This window comes from Phormidesmis sp. 146-33, assembly GCF_052939515.1.
Map to the genome: position 1 here is coordinate 1 of NZ_JBJPHU010000135.1, position 16,610 is coordinate 16,610.

The 16,610-nt window shown below is 49.9% G+C and carries 12 protein-coding genes; 5 read left to right on the top strand and 7 right to left on the bottom strand.

Annotation, left to right across the window (positions count from 1 at the left end):
- Positions 1–399 precede the first annotated feature (399 nt).
- From ACJ2PR_RS30910 to ACJ2PR_RS30920, 3 genes are read left to right on the top strand one after another with little or no spacing between them, the layout of a single operon-like run.
- Positions 400–1,320: a S1C family serine protease gene (locus ACJ2PR_RS30910; protein ID WP_446879858.1), complete on the top strand. Its 921-nt coding sequence runs from the start codon at positions 400–402 to the stop codon at positions 1,318–1,320.
- Positions 1,317–2,153 (top strand): S1C family serine protease, encoded by an 837-nt coding sequence (locus ACJ2PR_RS30915; RefSeq protein WP_446879859.1) that lies wholly within the window; start codon positions 1,317–1,319, stop codon positions 2,151–2,153. The genes ACJ2PR_RS30910 and ACJ2PR_RS30915 overlap by 4 nt, the downstream gene beginning before the upstream one ends.
- Positions 2,134–2,790: a response regulator transcription factor gene (locus ACJ2PR_RS30920; RefSeq protein WP_446879860.1), complete on the top strand. Its 657-nt coding sequence runs from the start codon at positions 2,134–2,136 to the stop codon at positions 2,788–2,790. Before ACJ2PR_RS30915 ends, ACJ2PR_RS30920 begins: the two co-directional genes overlap by 20 nt.
- A 346-nt stretch (positions 2,791–3,136) precedes the next feature.
- Here the strand turns inward: ACJ2PR_RS30920 and ACJ2PR_RS30925 are convergent, their stop codons facing one another.
- The 4 genes from ACJ2PR_RS30925 to ACJ2PR_RS30940 form a co-directional block, all read right to left on the bottom strand.
- Entirely contained in the window at positions 3,137–3,724 is a 588-nt protein-coding gene (locus ACJ2PR_RS30925) for a (2Fe-2S) ferredoxin domain-containing protein (RefSeq protein ID WP_446879861.1), read from the bottom strand.
- A gap of 63 nt (positions 3,725–3,787) precedes the next feature.
- Entirely contained in the window at positions 3,788–4,027 is a 240-nt protein-coding gene (locus ACJ2PR_RS30930; RefSeq protein WP_446871491.1) for an Asr1405/Asl0597 family protein, read from the bottom strand.
- Between the two features lie 402 nt (positions 4,028–4,429).
- Entirely contained in the window at positions 4,430–5,518 is a 1,089-nt protein-coding gene (locus ACJ2PR_RS30935; protein ID WP_446879862.1) for a peptidoglycan DD-metalloendopeptidase family protein, read from the bottom strand.
- Complete coding sequence (locus ACJ2PR_RS30940) at positions 5,518–5,664, bottom strand: hypothetical protein (protein WP_446879863.1); 147 nt, start codon at positions 5,662–5,664, stop codon at positions 5,518–5,520. Before ACJ2PR_RS30940 ends, ACJ2PR_RS30935 begins: the two co-directional genes overlap by 1 nt.
- A 192-nt stretch (positions 5,665–5,856) precedes the next feature.
- Here ACJ2PR_RS30940 and pgeF point away from each other — a divergent pair, with 192 nt between their 5' ends.
- Entirely contained in the window at positions 5,857–6,642 is a 786-nt protein-coding gene (pgeF, locus tag ACJ2PR_RS30945; RefSeq protein WP_446879864.1) for a peptidoglycan editing factor PgeF, read from the top strand.
- Between the two features lie 143 nt (positions 6,643–6,785).
- On the opposite strand, the gene ACJ2PR_RS30950 is transcribed toward pgeF, so the two are convergent.
- From ACJ2PR_RS30950 to ACJ2PR_RS30960, 3 genes are all read right to left on the bottom strand, one after another.
- Complete coding sequence (locus ACJ2PR_RS30950; RefSeq protein ID WP_446879865.1) at positions 6,786–8,111, bottom strand: tetratricopeptide repeat protein; 1,326 nt, start codon at positions 8,109–8,111, stop codon at positions 6,786–6,788.
- 660 nt (positions 8,112–8,771) lie between these two features.
- Positions 8,772–13,292 (bottom strand): hypothetical protein, encoded by a 4,521-nt coding sequence (locus ACJ2PR_RS30955; RefSeq protein WP_446879866.1) that lies wholly within the window; start codon positions 13,290–13,292, stop codon positions 8,772–8,774.
- A gap of 863 nt (positions 13,293–14,155) precedes the next feature.
- The gene (locus ACJ2PR_RS30960) at positions 14,156–15,517 is read right to left on the bottom strand and encodes an NAD(P)/FAD-dependent oxidoreductase (protein WP_446879867.1); all 1,362 of its coding nucleotides are present in this window, start codon (positions 15,515–15,517) and stop codon (positions 14,156–14,158) included.
- Positions 15,518–15,990: 473 nt separating this feature from the next.
- Between ACJ2PR_RS30960 and ACJ2PR_RS30965 the strand changes: the two genes are divergently transcribed.
- Positions 15,991–16,278: a YiaA/YiaB family inner membrane protein gene (locus tag ACJ2PR_RS30965; RefSeq protein WP_446879868.1), complete on the top strand. Its 288-nt coding sequence runs from the start codon at positions 15,991–15,993 to the stop codon at positions 16,276–16,278.
- Positions 16,279–16,610: the final 332 nt, after the last annotated feature.

Here is a 16,610-nt window from a genome sequence, read left to right on the forward strand (position 1 = left end):
GTATCGACACTGCATAGTACAACACCCTCATTCATCCCTCTATTATGCAACGCCAGAATTTCTAAGCAGACTTCAAAGCTTTGGGCGTGTGATCAATTGAGCCAAATCACGCAAGCGGCCAGATAAATTGCACTGAGAAAGTTCATAGCGTCGATATCGAGCTTAGAAACCCACAGCGCCTTCGCGTCCAGGCAATAAATTTTTAATTCGTTCCCAGTAGTCATTTCTCAGCGCGTAATGGCGAGGGTTCGTCAGATTTTCTCAAGCATTGATAGTTCAAGTTTAGCCAAGTGATGACACGCCCTAGCCATTTGTCCAGGTTGAGATCTACCGATTCATCTGATGCGATCGCTTCCTTTCATACCGCATCCTGGAATCAGTCAATCTTCAGCTCACACTATGACTTCTGAAAATAATGCATTGTCAGCATTCTCAAATCAATTAGCCGACGCGGTAGAACAAGCCGGACAGTCTGTTGTCGCGGTGAATGCTCGTCGGAGACACGCTTCGAGTGGGGTGTATTGGCGATCGGGGATCGTGGTTACAGCCGATCACACCGTCAATCGCGATGAAGAAATCAGCGTTACTCTACCAGATGGACGCAGCGTTTCGGCTACGGTTGCGGGTCGTGATGCAGGGACGGATTTGGCCTTGCTCAAACTGCAAAATGTGGAGCGAGCGATCGCTCAAATCGGAAACTCTTCGGCCCTGCGAGTCGGGGAAATGGTGCTGGCGATCGCTCGCTCTAGTGAAGGGGCAACCAGTGCTAGTCTGGGAGTAATTGGCTCGATTGGGGGCAGTTGGCGATCGTGGCATGGTGGCCGAATCGACCAATTTATTTGCCCTTCGTTGAATCTGTATCCAGGATTTTCGGGTGGGCCGCTGATCAATGCCCAAGGACAGGTGATCGGTATCAATACGGCCGGCCCGCGACACATGACGCTTTCAATTCCAGTGGCAACGGTCAACCGCGTCGTCGATCAACTACTGCAAACTGGACGAATCGCCCGCGGCTACCTGGGATTGGGAATGCAGCCCGTTCGATTGCCCGAAACCCTGGCTCGATCGCTCAATCTTTCTAAAAGCGGCGGCGTGATCGTAGTTAGCATCGAGCCAACTGGCCCTGGAGACCAAGCGGGTGTTTTACTGGGTGACATCATCACCGCATTAGATGGAACGGCGATCGCAGACATTGGAGACGTTCATGCGGTACTCGATCCCGATCGCGTTGGACATGCCATTACAGCCCAAATGATTCGCGGCGGTGCCTTGATCGAAACCACGATTACCGTCGGCGAAAGACCAGGGAGAGAAAAATGATTCAGATAGAAATTGTGGCGATCGCCGATCGCTTGCGTCAGTCAACGGTGCAGATCCGATCTGGCAAATCGGGGGCTGGATCGGGCGTGATCTGGTCGTCAAATGGACTGATTATCACCAATGCTCACGTCGTCAGAGGTCGAGAAATCGAGGTGGAACTCTCCGATGGGCGAGTCTTGCCAGCCCAAACGATCGCTCAAAGCCTTCAGCGAGATTTAGCCGCTTTGCAAATTGATGCGACGAATCTTCCAGTTGTTGAAGTCGGAGATAGCGATCGCCTGCGGGTCGGTGAGTTTGTATTGGCGGTGGGCAATCCTTTGGGTCAAGTTGGGGCGCTGACAACGGGCATTATTCACACAGCTCCCGGTTCCTGGATTCAAGCTGATATTTCACTCGCGCCGGGCAATTCAGGAGGCGCACTGGCGAATGCTCAAGGTCAGATTGTTGGTATCAATACGATGATTGTCTACGATCGCGGCTTTGCCATTCCCAGTCATGTTGTGCAGTGGTTTCTCAATAATTACGCCGATCGTCCCTATCTAGGCGTGACATTAGAATCGGTGATGGTCATGTTGGGCAAAAAACCTGCCTACGGGCTGCTCATCACCCAGATCGAGGCAGAAAGTCCCGCAGAAGCAGCCCACTTGTTGCCAGGAGACATTCTGATTGGGGTTAGAGGCACACCCTTCCAAACGATTAACGAACTGTTTCACATTCTGGAGCGATCGCACTCAGGAGACGGGCTGCCCTTAGAAATTTTGCGCGGGGGCGTTGCCAAAACAATTGAAGTGGTGTTGTACGGGCGATCAACGGATGAAGCGGCAGCAGCGTGAGGAGTTCCCATTGATTGGCGTTTTGGTGGTGGCGCGATCGGCGGTGATGCGGGCAGGTTTGGAAGCGCTAATTGCGACCGATTCGGCTTTTGAAATTGTCGGAAGCACTGCCTATTCTGATCTTTTTGCTCAAATCGAGCGGCATCAGCCCCAAGTGGTGTTGTGGGAGTGGAGCGCTCAAGAGGAAGAAACTTTCCCGACTTTGCTGACAGAGAATGGGTTTCAGCCTGCGATCGTGCTGTTAATTGATGATCTGTCTGAAGGTGCGATCGCAGAATTGCTTCGGGCAGGCGTTCGGGCGATTTTGCCAAATGAAGCGTCCGCAGATGAAATTCTGGGCGCGATCGTCGCTGCCGCTTCGGGTCTAACGGTTTTGCATCCCGACATCACAGACGTTCTGTTGCCTACGCTCCCCAGTCCCCTTCCTGATCTGCCGTCTCAGTCACTCACGCCTCGCGAGATCGAAGTTTTGGGAATGCTGGCAGAAGGCTTGAGCAACAAAACGATCGCCCGTCGTCTCATGCTCTCTGAACACACGGTGAAGTTTCACATCAGTTCACTATTTAGTAAGCTCAATGTCTCCAGCCGTACCGAAGCAGTAATTTTGGGCGCTCGACAGGGACTAATTCTGCTGTAGTTGAGCAGTCGGAAATTAATTAACGTGAATTCGATGGAATCTTTCGCTGCGGTTGTTAATCCGGGCAAGCCCCTAAATCCCCCAATGCTGAGGGACTTTGAACTGAAGATCTTGGTCTAAAAGTCCTCCAGAATTGCTTTCCTAGTCGGCGTTGCTGATTGGAGGGATGAATACGAAGCGTCCATCTTTTCGCCCCCTAAATCCCCCAAAAGTGGGGGACTTTGAACATTGGGTTTCCCTCCGCTTTGAAGCAATTCATCCCAAGATTCAGCAATGCCTCCTAGTCTGCCTTCACAGACTTCGTTCTTGTAGTCGCGGTTTGAACCGCCCATTTAATTCGCAATCCTCAAGCGATCGGCTGCAACACTCGCACTTCTTCGATCAACTTCACCTTTGGAAAATGTTTGTCCACTAAAGCGGGAATTTCTTTGGCGCTGATTTTGCAGTAGCGAGCTTTTCCAGGCATGACCACATTCGGCCCTTGACCGCAATTTTTCATGCAGCCCGTGCCTTTGATGGTTACGTCGTCCAACCCGCGATCGCCTAATGCCGTCTCTAGCGCCTGACAAACTGCCTTGCCACCTCGCTTCATACAGCCCGACTTTTGACACACCAAAATATTAGCTTTTGACTTGCTGGGTTGAATCTCTGGCTTCATCGCATCGGTGGGCACGATCGGCACAACTGAGTAAGCTTTCAGTTTCGCAAATTCGCTTTCCAACTCAACTTTTTTCGTGCCCTCAACGCTCACCCAATCACCCGGAATTAGCACCCGTCCCAGTTTTGCCCTTGCTTCTTTAGACAACTTAATAAAACATTCACCATCCGCTGTCGCCAATCTCAGTTGCTTGATTTTGTAGCCATCTTCAACGATGTAGCCCAAAAACCGCCCTTCTAATCTGAATGCAGATTGACTTTTTTTCGATTTCCCCATTGTTCGATTCCTTGATGATGGTGGACGTTGAATGAATTTGTGAAGCTCTAAAGAAGCTTTAGATTAGTGAATTGACCAGCAGCGATCGAGCCATTGGGTCAAGGTTTGACGCGGGGCGGTTAACTGCTGAATGACGCTTCTGACTTGCAAAATGTCAGTCAAGTTATTGACATCAACTCGGAGAAAGCCGTCAGAGGTCAGAGTACAGGCGATCGAAAGCTCTTGAAGGCGGTAGTGGGCAATCCAGCGATCGCCGCGAGAAATTTGCAAGATTTGTCCAGGAGCGGGCTGAGAATGCTTCATGAGTGCCGGGTAGTTGAGATAAATTCTTAACTTTTGCTGAGCGAGATAGACGAGTGTCCTGGTTTCAAGAAGAGCTTTTTAACAAGGAACTCAGTTTGTCGAAATCAGATGCTTTGTACTAGATAGATCAATCGTCAGTGAGCTTCAATTTATTGCGAAAGATATTCAATAGAATATAAGAATCAAGATACAGCAAAATCTTTTATTTGCAAACACTTGTCATTAAGCTTGCCCATTTCCTCACAAAAACAAAGCGCGGAAGTAACGACTAAACCGCTCCTAAAACAGGACACAGTAATTCGTCACATCCGCGATTTTCAAATGTTTAAAACGATTAAGCTGACTTGCCTCTCTACTTGCCTCTCTAAAGGTTAGAGAACAGAGAATCGTTTAATTCAGGTTCTAGGAATTGCCGTTGCGAGACAGTTTTGGTGGAACAGGAAGCTTTTGAGCCGTTTGTAACGACTGCACCAACTGAGCCAGCGCCGACTCTAGCTGCACGCCTGGATCTTGAGCGACCCAGCCCTGAGTCGTCAATTGCCGAAACTCAAAGTGTAAATGAGGGCCCGTAGAATTGCCCGTACTGCCGACTCGCCCAATCACCGTGCCTTGCTTCACCACTTCTCCAGGCTTGACAAAGATTTCTGATAAGTGAGCGTAGAGGGTTTGCTGAGTGCCTTGAGTGTGTTCTAGGGCGATCGCCAGCCCATATCCCCCAAAGAAATCAGCCAGCATGACGCGACCTGTCAACGCCGCCAAAACCGGAGTCCCCATCGGTGCGCCCAGATCCGTCCCTGAGTGATGTCGCTGATCGCCCGTAATCGGATGAACTCGCCAGCCAAACACCGACGTAATCACCGAAGGAATCGATAAAGGAAACAGCAAGCGCACATTATTGTTTCCAGGAATTCCGAGTGGGCGAACGCTGCGATTGTAATAGTTTTTGACAAAGGCGGACGCAGACAGCGGAGTTGTCACCGGAGGCGCTGTATTTTCCAAACGTCGCTCATAGCTGACTCGCTCAACTCGAATCGGAGCCGCCGCCTGAGCCGTAGAGTAGCCGCCTGTAAAGCCACTCGATCGCTCCCTCGCCACTTTCGGACTGCCACAAGCCCCATTTGCCAAAGTTTTTCCCGCTTCTAAAGCAAATTCACAGCCAGAGGAGCGATCGGTAAAAACGATCGTGCTGGGTGCTTCGTACTCATTCGCTGGAGAAGTCGTGGATTGAGGAACCGTCTCAATTTGAAGAGCAGGCGGTTCGGGTTTTGCTGAAGCGGGAGAGACCGCAGAGGGAGCCATCAGATCAGAAGCCGTCTGAGAGACAGAAGGAGCCGCCTTAGACGGGGTAGAAATTACGATTTCAGGAATGTCAGAGGGAGCCTGCGCCAGGGCAACTCCACTACTTAGAATGCCAACTCCGCTCAGGCAGCTTAACCGTTTTAGTAGAGAACGCTGTCTCCAAAAGCTTTGGGCATTACGCGGCTGACTCATTAACACTCTCCTCGATAAATAGGACTGGGATAGCTCTCAGACTTGTCGCCCATGATCGTGCGAAAGTTCCGATATGACTTGGGACGAGACGGAATCGAGAGGAATGCTTGATCGAGCGGCTCACCCAACTCCGTAATCTTGCTCAACCCTAATTAAACATATCCCAAGTTTTTGACTCTGATCCTCGAAAATTCTACGAGCAATTGCTGCCTAACGAACGCTTTATTTGTAAATTTACGGGGGGCGATCATACTTTCTTGATACAGCCTTTATATTTCAAATCCGACAACTTGAGGAATCCATTGCTAAAGTGAACCTAAAATCTAGCAAAATCCGTTATGCACACCTGGCACTGGCAAACCTGGAATGAGCTTCCCTATCTAACCTGTAGCTTGCTGGAATCGTGGCAGCACGGCTTTTTTACGCAGCAATTTTCTCCGCGATCGCCTTTCCTCCTGACCGAAGTTCTCAATCCCAATGCCAGCGCTTACCGACTTCAGCAAGTCCACGGAAACAACGTGTTAGCCCCTTCGGAGATGCCCGACTTTTCAGCAGAAAATCTTTTGGCGGGAGATGGGCTGATCAGCGACCAGTTTGGTCAAGCTGTCTGGGTGTGTAGTGCAGACTGTACCCCCGTGCTGATTGCCGATACGCAAACGGGACACGTCTCCGCGATTCATGCAGGCTGGCGAGGAACTTCTCAAAAAATTGTGCCTCACGCGATCGCTCGACTTTGCGCTCAGGGCAGTCAGCCATCCGATTTACGCATTGCGATGGGGCCCGCGATCGCAGGTGAAGTTTATCAAGTATCTACCCATGTCGCTGTAGAAGTGGGAGCGACGGTGCTGGCGATCGATCCAGACAGTCCGCTAGAAGCCAGCATAGAGCGACTCTTGGCCCTACCCAATTCCCCCATACTCCCCGACGCGACCCCAGGGCGAGTCCGATTAGACGTGCGACGGGTGAATGCGTTGCAGATTGAGCAGTTGGGCATCAGTCCCGATCAGGTGGCGATCGCGCCTCACTGCACCTATCAAGACGCGACCAAATTTTTCTCCTATCGTCGCGAAAAGCTCAAAAAAGCCCAATGGTCAGGCATCGTCAGTCAAAATCCCACAAGCTAACCAGATAACACGATGAAGGTTTTTCGCTTCGTTACCCAGCGCGCCAGCCCCTCAATTCCCAATTCTGGAGAACTTTCGGACGAATTTTTTGGCTCAAAGTCCTTCGCGTCATCCCTCATCCCTCATCCCTCATCCCTCATCCCTCATCCCTCATCCCTCATCCCTTCTACCTCCCTCCCCAAAGCTTTTAGCGAAAGACTCCGACTACTCTCAGCATTGGGAAAGTGAGCATTGATTGCCAGCGCATTGTTGTAGCTCTCGATCGCCGCCTGATGTCTGCCCAATCGCCCCAAAGAAACGCCCCGACTGTACCAGGCTTTATCAAATTGAGGATTTAAACTCAACGCCTCGTCATAGCTTTCGATCGCCGCCTCAGTCTGTCCCAAGTGCCCCAGGGCGCGGCCGCGTCGATACCAACTGTCAGCGCAAATTGGATAGATTGCTAACGCTTGATCAAAGCTAGCGATCGCGGCCTCATATTGATGCGTTTTGCGAAGGGCAATGCCGCGACTAATCCAGGCATCATGAAAGTCAGGTTTTAGGGTGAGAGCCTGGTCATATCGGGCGATCGCGTCTTCATAAAACCCCAAATGCTGATAGGCGCACCCTTGATTGTGCCAGGCTTCATACAAATCGGGTTTGAGCGTCAAAGCTTGCTGATAACTGGCGATCGCATCTTCGTACAGACACAGCGCCTCTAGCGTATTGCCCCGGTTGTACCAGGTTTCGTGAGAATCGGCGTGAAGGGCGATCGCTTTGTCGTAACTTTCTAAAGCTTGCTCGTGAGAGCCGAGTTTGTGCAAAATATTGGCGTAGTTGTACCAGACTTCGTGTAAGTCAGACTTGATGCGTAACACTCGTTCGTAGCAAATTAGCGCCTCCGCATAGCGCCCCAACCGATTAAACAGGTTGCCCTGATTGTAGTGAGCATCGGAAAAATGGGGACGAAACTTGAGCGCCCGATCGTAGCTCACGATCGCTTCATCATAGCGGCGCAGTTGAGTCAGCACGATCGCCCGATTGTACCAGCCCCGCGCGTAGTCCGGTTTGAGTTTGAGCGTTTCTTCGTAGCAGTGCAGCGCCTCCCCAACCGACCCCAACTTCACCAGCGCGTTGCCCCGGTTGTACCAGGCTTTGTAGTTGTTGGCGTAGAGGTCAAGCGTGCGATCGTAGCTGGCGATAGCTTCTTCATATCGTCCCAGTTTTGCCAGGATCATGCCTTGATTGTGCCAGGCGGGAGCAAAGTCAAGTTTGAGAAGGATGACTTCTTTAAAGCTGGCGATCGCCGCTTCATGTTGTCCGAGTTCCTGGAGTGCTCTCCCTCGCTCATACCAACCGATGTACCAATTGGGATACCGCTCTAATGCTTTGTCAAAATAGGCGATCGCCCCTTCGTAGGAGCCAGCTTTGCTCAGTTGCCGTCCTTGATGAAGCAGAAATTCGATTTGCGAGTTGAGAGGTTGACGCATATCCTCACAGACTGGGGACACGCTCTTCATATTAACGTGGAGTGCGATCGACAAATTACTACGGTCAAGATTTAACCCTGTTGCAGACGCGAGAAATCGCCTGTAAGACTCTTCCTACAGACGATTTGTAATGTGAAGTACCCAACTCTGATGCTACGCATACAGAGCGGGCTTCCAGTTTCATCGGTCAGTGCCACGTTGGGGAATCTCGCGAACGAGATTTCGTACCGAGTACGATCTTGGTCTTACCTGTCCTCCGGAGGTGTGCTACACGCGCTGTGAGCCTAACTCCCGCAGCAGATTGCTCTACTACCCTGGCAGCAACCCTGCTTCCCAAGGTTGTTGATTTCAATTCGACAAACGCATCTTGGATTTACGGAAATCTCCGACCAGCAGGACTTGTTTCTTTCCCGTTGCTCATGCTCGTTCCAGGGCGAGTTAGACTCAAGCCTTTTGTTGTCAGCCATGCGGGTGGGTCAACGACCAATACAAGTATATCAAACTCTCTCGTTGCGTTTGTAAGAGAGTGGCGCTTCTTCGCCGTCCCCAAGCTCTTGTTCAGCTACGCTTCACATCGGTTAAGGGGACAGTTCATCAACGCCCTGGCTTTCATCCCGACGCTCAATCAAAGATTAGAGCGCAAGACTTCCCGCCGAATAGTCAAACAGACAACAACTGCCGACCCAACGCTTGAGCATCGTTTAAAGCCAGTTGCGGCTCTTTGAGATTGAAGTTCAACGCCAAGTTAGACACTCTGCCTTGGTAAGTGAGATTGACATTTAGCAACACCCGTCCGCCCGAAGCGGTATTGAGGTCAGCGTCAAAACTCGCCGAATTGATTTGCAGCAGATTGGCTAACCCAAACCGTGCAATGAAATCATTGGCAGACGCGGCGGCTCCTACACCTCGCTTGGTTAGCGCCAACGTTTCTTGAGTTGCGGTTAACGTTCCAGTCGCAGTTTTGAGCAGTGCCAACGGCCCAGACACTCTGAGATCAAGGTCGATCGGAGTCGTATTCAGCCCTCGTCTCGCCAACTCAAGCGCTCCCTTGGCGATGGTGAGTCCGCCTGTTGCCCCTTTTAGTGCCGTTTCGAGTCCTGCAATCTCAAGCCCTAACTTGGTAATGCGGGCAGCGTTGGCGGGGCTAGGAATGCCAGGAGAACAACTCGTCTTACCCGTAAACGGGTTTTTGATGCAGATGTCGGCTGGCTTGAGGCGAGCAATCTCCTGCTGTCGGGAGCGAATGCCGTTACTAAGTTCGTTGACTTTGACTTGCTTGGTGTTGAAGTCTGCTTGAGCGCTGTCAAACTTCTGTTGAGCCGCCGCCCGTTCTCCCCGGACGATCGCTCGTTGTTGATCCACCGTTTGCTGAAGACTATTCACATCTCGTTGAGCCGCATCGACTCGTGTTTGAGCGATCGTGATATCGGCTTGCGCTTTGTCTGCCGCTTGTTTGATGACTTGCGTGGCTTCGGTTTTGATGAACTGCAAGAGATCGGTTTGCATCGTGGCAGAAACTCGGAAGTTTACCCGATCGGTGAGTCGCGTTCCGCTTGCCCGCATACTGCCGCCAAACCGACCAAACAAGTTACCTGACACCGCAAACAGGAAAGAATTCTCGCTGACGTTAATGCGAGTTTCACCCCGCAGACCCAGAAGTTGAACGGCTCCAGACACATCCATCGTCGGGATTTGGTTAGGCTTGATTGCGAGGAATACACTCGGTTTGGGTTGACCGTTTGCTCCCGTGAGTTGGAAGATGCTGAGGTCGATCGGGTTCAGTTCACCGCGAAGATCGGCACCTTGATCGCGATCGATGCTCATTGCCACAGAGCCACCCAGCCCAAATAAGTCCAGCGAACCACTACATTCAAAGCGTCGATCGCTGATTTGCACATCGCCACTAAACGCCGTTTTGTCAGCAATCTTGAGATAGCTGCGTCCCTCTAATCGGAAAGCGGTGCTGTTTTTAGGCTGAATGGCGACTCGACCTTCAAAACCCATCTCGATCGTATCCGCAACTTTGCCAACCATTTGGAAGCCAGTGGCGAAGCCTGTCGAGCCAGATGCCGCCAACCCAAACGTCGTCTCAAAACTGGCGAGATTCTTCACCGCACACTTGCCTTTGAGGAACACCACAAGTCCCTCTTCGTTAGGAGTCGTGACGGTCGGCAAGATGCTCAAAACTGAATTGACTGGCGCGGTGGAGGCTAATCCGAGTTGTGAATAGGCGATTTGTTTGAGGGCAGGTTGAGCAGCAATCTGTCTAAATTCGTCGGGCGTAGTGACGAGCCAGCCGAGACTTCCTGACAGGGCACCAAATGAGACGGCGGTGTTGCCAACCCGATCGGACAGCGGCATCGCCTGAATTAAGTCGTTGACAGAAAGCGTCTTCATGCCGTTCATTAGTTTGGCAAGACTGGCGTAGGCGTTGATTTCGGGGCCACCTTTGTCGTCGCCTAAGAGCGTTCCGTTAGGACTCAGGTATTTGGGCAACTCCAAGAAATTCTTTTTGAGGGAGAAGGTGAGATTGAGGTTTTTGGGAGCCGAGTTGGGGTCGAGGAGGAAGTCTCGATCGGTAAAGAACTGTTTGAAATTCGACAGCAGTTTTCCGGCTTCTGCAAGGTCAAAGGTCGGCATCGGAAACTGAGCATGGGCACCCAATTCAACGCCTTCTAGCCCCAAGTATTCAATGCCAATCTCGTCATAGAACAAGGGAATCGGAATCGGAATCACCGTCTGATACACAATCACCATAAATAGTTTGTCGAGAATCAATCGACGGTGCAGACTGCGCGACGAGGGCAGCGGATTGTTCTCAATTTCAGGTAACAGCAGTGAACTCGCCAGCGTTACCAAATCGAATTGGTCTAGCGTTGCATCGACTTGCAGCAAGAACAAGCTACCGCCTGCCAATTCGCCAAACGAGATGCCGCGAAGCTGTACACAATTCAGAACGGGCAAGACTCCCATTAGCGCCGGAGACATCAGCTTAATCGGCGGATCGCCTTCTTTGACTCGTGCATCAAACCGCACGCTGCCTTCGGGGGTGACGGCTAAATCAAAGTCAAAGCTCTGAGGAATCTCGATGTTGAGATATTGCTTAAAGCTATCGGGCAACTCGTCTAAATGGTCGCCAATCACCGTCAAACTATCCTTAATTTCGGCAGGAAGGTTGGCTCCGATCGCGCCCAATTCAGCAATCAATTCATCGACTTTAAAGTTGCCCTGATCATCCACAATCTTGATTTCTTTGAGCGGCACACTGTTGGGCAACGCATCCGCCGCACCTTGAAGTTTGCAGGCTTTGAGCAAGTGTTTCATCGGAGTCATCGGCAACACCAAGGGCTTAATCGTCTCAAATCCGCCGCTGGCCATAAAGCTCGATCGAGTCAAGTCATACTTAAACACAGGCACTTTGAACTTAACTTCGCCAAATTCGCCCTCGTTGCCAAGCTTGCAATACCAGAAGGTTTCGCCGTTTTCTTCGACCAACTGCACAGCTTTTAAGATCGAAGAGGTCGGCATGATTTGGATGCCTGCGGTGCCGATGCTGAGTTCGGCTTTGACGACGGTGTTGTCTCGATCGCTAGGGTCAAACGTATTGAAGAATTCGACGAGTGCAGTGCCGTCATCGTTAACGCCAAACAGTTTATTTAAGTTAGCGGGCAATCCGACTCCAAGCTGTGCCCCTAATTCGATCGCTTGTCCAAGCCGAATCACCAGATCCGACACATCTAAACTCGCCACCCCTAAATCAATTTGGTTATCAGCATCGATCTCGATCGGAGGAATCACAAAATCAAACGGTTGCAGCACGCGATCTGCGGTTAAAGTGACACGATGACGATCGGCTGTGAATGTGGTTTGGATTGTCTCCGGCAAGTATTTGTGAACAGTGGGGTGAAATCCCTGAAACGCTAACGTGACTGCTGCCTCAAATGCAAATTCGGTCGTCGTGGAATCGAGGCTGGGTTGACGTACGATCGAGACTCCACCAAACTCTAAATCCATCAATGATGTGGGCGGCAATGCCAAACGAACGCTGGCATGATCGGGTTCAAACATCAGTCCCACAGTGCCGTCAGTCTGTTTGAATAGCGTCAGAGTTCCTTCAAAATCAAGCACGTCTGTAATTTGAATGGCACCCGATGCCGACAGACTCCAAGCCGATTGCGCGGTGCTAGGTTCGGTCGGTCGTTCTTTACTCAACTCCAACCCAATTTGCGACAAGCTGAAGTGTCCCGCGTCTTCTAAATCGACGATTTTAATTGCGGGAGTCGCGGCTGCAAAAAGCTTGAGACTTCTCTCGTCTTGCGTTTGACGATATTCCGCTGCCAACGTTAGAGACTGAGCGAATAATTCTGCCTCGACTGCACCAGAAATTGACCACTCTTGCCCCGCAAGTTTGAACTCTAGTTGAACTTCGTTGAGGGCAAATTCTTCAGCAATGACCAACGAGTTTTGACCGTGAATGGCGATCGCGCACTCAATCTGATCATCCTCGCGGCTCATCGCAAGACTGGTTTCTGTAATGCTAAACCCGTTTCCACTGGGGGGAAAACTCAACGCCTGAGCAGAACTGGCTCGAAACGAGAAGCTACGAGACTTTGGCTGAATGGTGGTTTCAATATCCTTAAAGGCAAGGTTTGGCAGATCAGGGGGCATTGATGCGCCGTTTAGAAATGTTGCCGCGATCGCTGAGATGTCGAGTTGTGCGATCGTCCATTGCAGAACCACTTCGCCTCCAACCTTGCCGACCAATAGCGCAGTAGAAATCTCACTATCACCCACGCGAACGCTACCGCTAATGCTTCCTGCAATATCCCCTTCAATCACTTGTAAGGCAAGCTGTCCGTCTCGCAGATCTAGCCACGCAGCACCAGGAATGCAGCAAATCGGTAGCTGTTTAGCGCTGAGAGCGAAATTTACACGATCGTTGGAATCTTGAAAAACGGCTTCTACTAAAACGTTAGTGGCGTTGAGAATTGAAGCCAATCCCGTAAGGGTGACGCGATCGCTTTCAGCAATAATTTCAGCTTGATTGAAAACGATTCCTTCGCTTTCGAGTAAGGCGAACAGGCTGCCTAACGGGAGAGACTCGATCGTGGATTCTTTGAGTTCAAGTTGTCCATTTTGCAGAGTGGACTGGAGAATGGTTGCAATTTGAGAAACAGTCATGGAGCAATTTTCCTTAGAGGGAATAGAGAGCTTAAGCACGTCAAAAACAGTCAGCGATCAATCAATTAAAGATTGCTGTAGGAAACAGAATTAAAATAACTAATTGATTGCTAAACTGATGTCTGTATGTTGAACGGTTTGAATTCTGTGAACACGAGCAACAACAAAATCGAAATGGTTTTGAACTCCTCTACAAACCGCCTGAATGAATAGACGAGCCACTCAGGAGCGCATGTCTGTGGAGGTGAGTTTTAAAACACTCATCGACCGTAAAGTTCCGGATGCGCCAAAAACTTCTTGATCTCTCCACGAAAAAACATCGTGTTGTGGGATGCAAATAGCCCTCAATCTTAAGAAGTGTGACATTAATCTTCTGCAATCTTTGATGTCTGAGGCTTCTAAAAATGAAGTGTAGAAAATGAAGTGTAAAAGACTTCTAATACCAAATCCACTAGTTACTGATACAGATCCTCGCCCCCTAAATCCCCCATTTTGGGGGACTTTGAAACGGCTTCCTTGATAGGTTCTTTTCAAATCTGAGAGATAGAAATCGGTTAATTAACTGATTTTTTATCAGTATCATTTGTTGGTTGATTTGGTATAACGATCGTGAATATGAAGCGGTCAACCTGCTCACGGGCTGAGGACACGCTTTTAATCATGAGCCGCGATCGACAACCTGACACAACTAAAATTTAAGATTGCAAATCCAATTTTGCGTTCGCAAGTCAAAGAATTGTCAGTTTGATTTCGTAAATTCTTAAAGCTTGATTCGTCTACAGACGTTCTAACGCTCTTGATATTTGAACCAGAGCAGCATTCAGTGTCGTATGGTTAACCAAATGCTGCATCTGTCAGCGGAACTAAACCTCGATCGCCGTCTTGCCCGCCGAAGTAGACCTCTCTTTGCGATCGCTGCCCGCCATGTGAACTTCCACCATCGCATCATCGCCTGTGATCAATCGCGCGCCACGCTTGCGCGTAAAGTAGCTCCATCCCCACTGAAACATTACAACTAGTTTGTTGTCGAATTCGATCAGATAGTAGATGTGAGCCACCACCCAGATCAACCAGGCGATGATTCCAGTAAATTGAATAAAGCCCAAATCGACGACGGCAGCATTTTGCCCAATCACCGCCAGACTTCCGATCTCTGCGTAGGAAAAAGCTGGAAGCGACTGTCCTTTGAGTCTTGCTTTGACCAATTTGGCCAGATATTGACCTTCTTGCATCGCGACAGGAGCTACACCAGGCAACGGTTTTTCGCCCTGATGAGCAAAGTGTGCCAGATCGCCAATCACAAAAATATCAGGATGGTTTGACACGCTCAGATCCGGTTCGACCATGACACGCCCCACTCGATCGAGGCTGACCCCCGTCCGATCTGACAAAATCTTGCCCATTGCCGAAGCCTTCACACCCGCCGCCCAGAGGATCGTTTGGGCTGGAATCTGCTCAACTTGCTCATTGCGCTCGATCGTCACCACATCGTCTGCAATATTCGTGACTTTGGTTTTGGTCTGCACCGTCACACCGCGTCGCGTCAAAGAGGCTTCTGCTTTGGCAGACAAGTCAGGCGCATAAGGCGGCAACACGCGATCGAGACCTTCGAGCAAGAGAATCTGAGCCTCGGTGGTGTCAATGTTGCGAAAATCTTCTTTGAGGGTTTTGAAGGCCAACTCTGCGATCGCCCCGGCCAGTTCTACTCCAGTTGGGCCGCCACCCACAATCACAAATGTTAGCCACGCTTTGCGCTTTTCGGGGTCGGTTTCCTTTTCGGCTGCCTCAAAGGCCATAAAAATCCGCCGCCGCATCTCGATCGCATCTTCAACCGTCTTTAAGCCGGGAGCATTGTCTTTCCAATGTTCGTTGCCAAAATAGTGGTGACTGACTCCCGTCGCGACAATCAGCGTATCGTAGGGCAATTCTTCCTTTCGCAAAATCACCGTCTTTGCGTGGGGATCAATATCTACGACTTCTTCCATCAAGACGCGAACATTTTTGTGACGACTGAGAATCGATCGCAGCGGCGAAGAAATATCAGCCGGGGAGAGCGTTCCAGTAGCAACCTGATAGAGAAGGGGTTGAAACAAATGGAAATTGCGTTTGTCAATCAGGGTGACTTCGATGGAGGAGTTTCCTAGCGCTTTTGCAGCATAGAGTCCACCAAAACCGCCCCCAATGATGACGACGCGATGTTTGGGCTTTTCAGTTGCGTTGACCATTGTTGTCATACTTGTGGGTCTGGTTGAATCTGGAATTTGAGTCTGAACGATAACGGTGAACGTTAGATCTGGAGCCTGAGACTGAATCTTTAATGCTAAATATGAGCCTAAAGAATCGGAGAGGTTGGCTAGAGTTTACCCAAGCTTCTACTAGTGTAGTCAGCCTGATTCCGAGTCTGAGTAGTTGCTGTTACGGGGATCGCAGTTTTTTACCAATTTGATCCCTTCATTCAATCTTTTCAATAGATAGACGTTAAAGAGACAAAGCGCTTACCTAAAGGGTGAAGTTTTCGTGCAGTCAAGACTAAGACTTTGAGAGGATGTTTTAATTGGGATTTTTCTCACTTCTAAAATAATTGTTAAGGGACGGCGATCGGTCTGTCCACTTTGTAAATCTTCTGCTCAAGACCCCTGCTATTCTTTGCTTAAAGATTCAAAACCATCACTTACAAAGAATCTTTTTGGAAAAAACGATGCAAAAATACAACGTCGATCGGGATGCTCCGACCAGTGCGTGGGTGGTTCAAGTGTGGGCTTCTTTTGTGCTTTCTGTGTCAGCGACGACGATCGGAATTCTCAATTTGCCTGTCGATAATTGGGTAAAAGGCTATATGGGAATGGGCGTTTTGTTTACGGTTGGCTCTACCTTTAGTCTGTCAAAAACCACTCGCGATATTCACGAATCCAAGCGGCTAATTTCGAGAGTGGATGAAGCCAAATTAGAGAAGATTTTAGCCGAGCATGATCCCTTCAAAAAATAGCGTTTGAGTTTTGATTGGTGAAGAGAGAAGGGTAATTCGGCGTTGCTGAATCAGGGTGATAAATCATCTGGGACAGGAACATCCCAAAAATTAAGGTACTGTCAAGTCGCCACAATTGTCCCTAGCGATCGAAACGTTTCTACACTGTGGTTGCCTAAGACCCACCCTAAAAGTCCTTAACTAAAAGGGTCAACGATCGTCCAGATCTAGACCTTATTTTTTTGAGTGATAAAGGTTTCGAGTTCATCAATAGCCGTCTTAAATCAGTTGTAAGAATCCCTGCTTGACTGACAAAACTAGGAAGCCGGAATGCAAGAGAGGACAGTAAATTC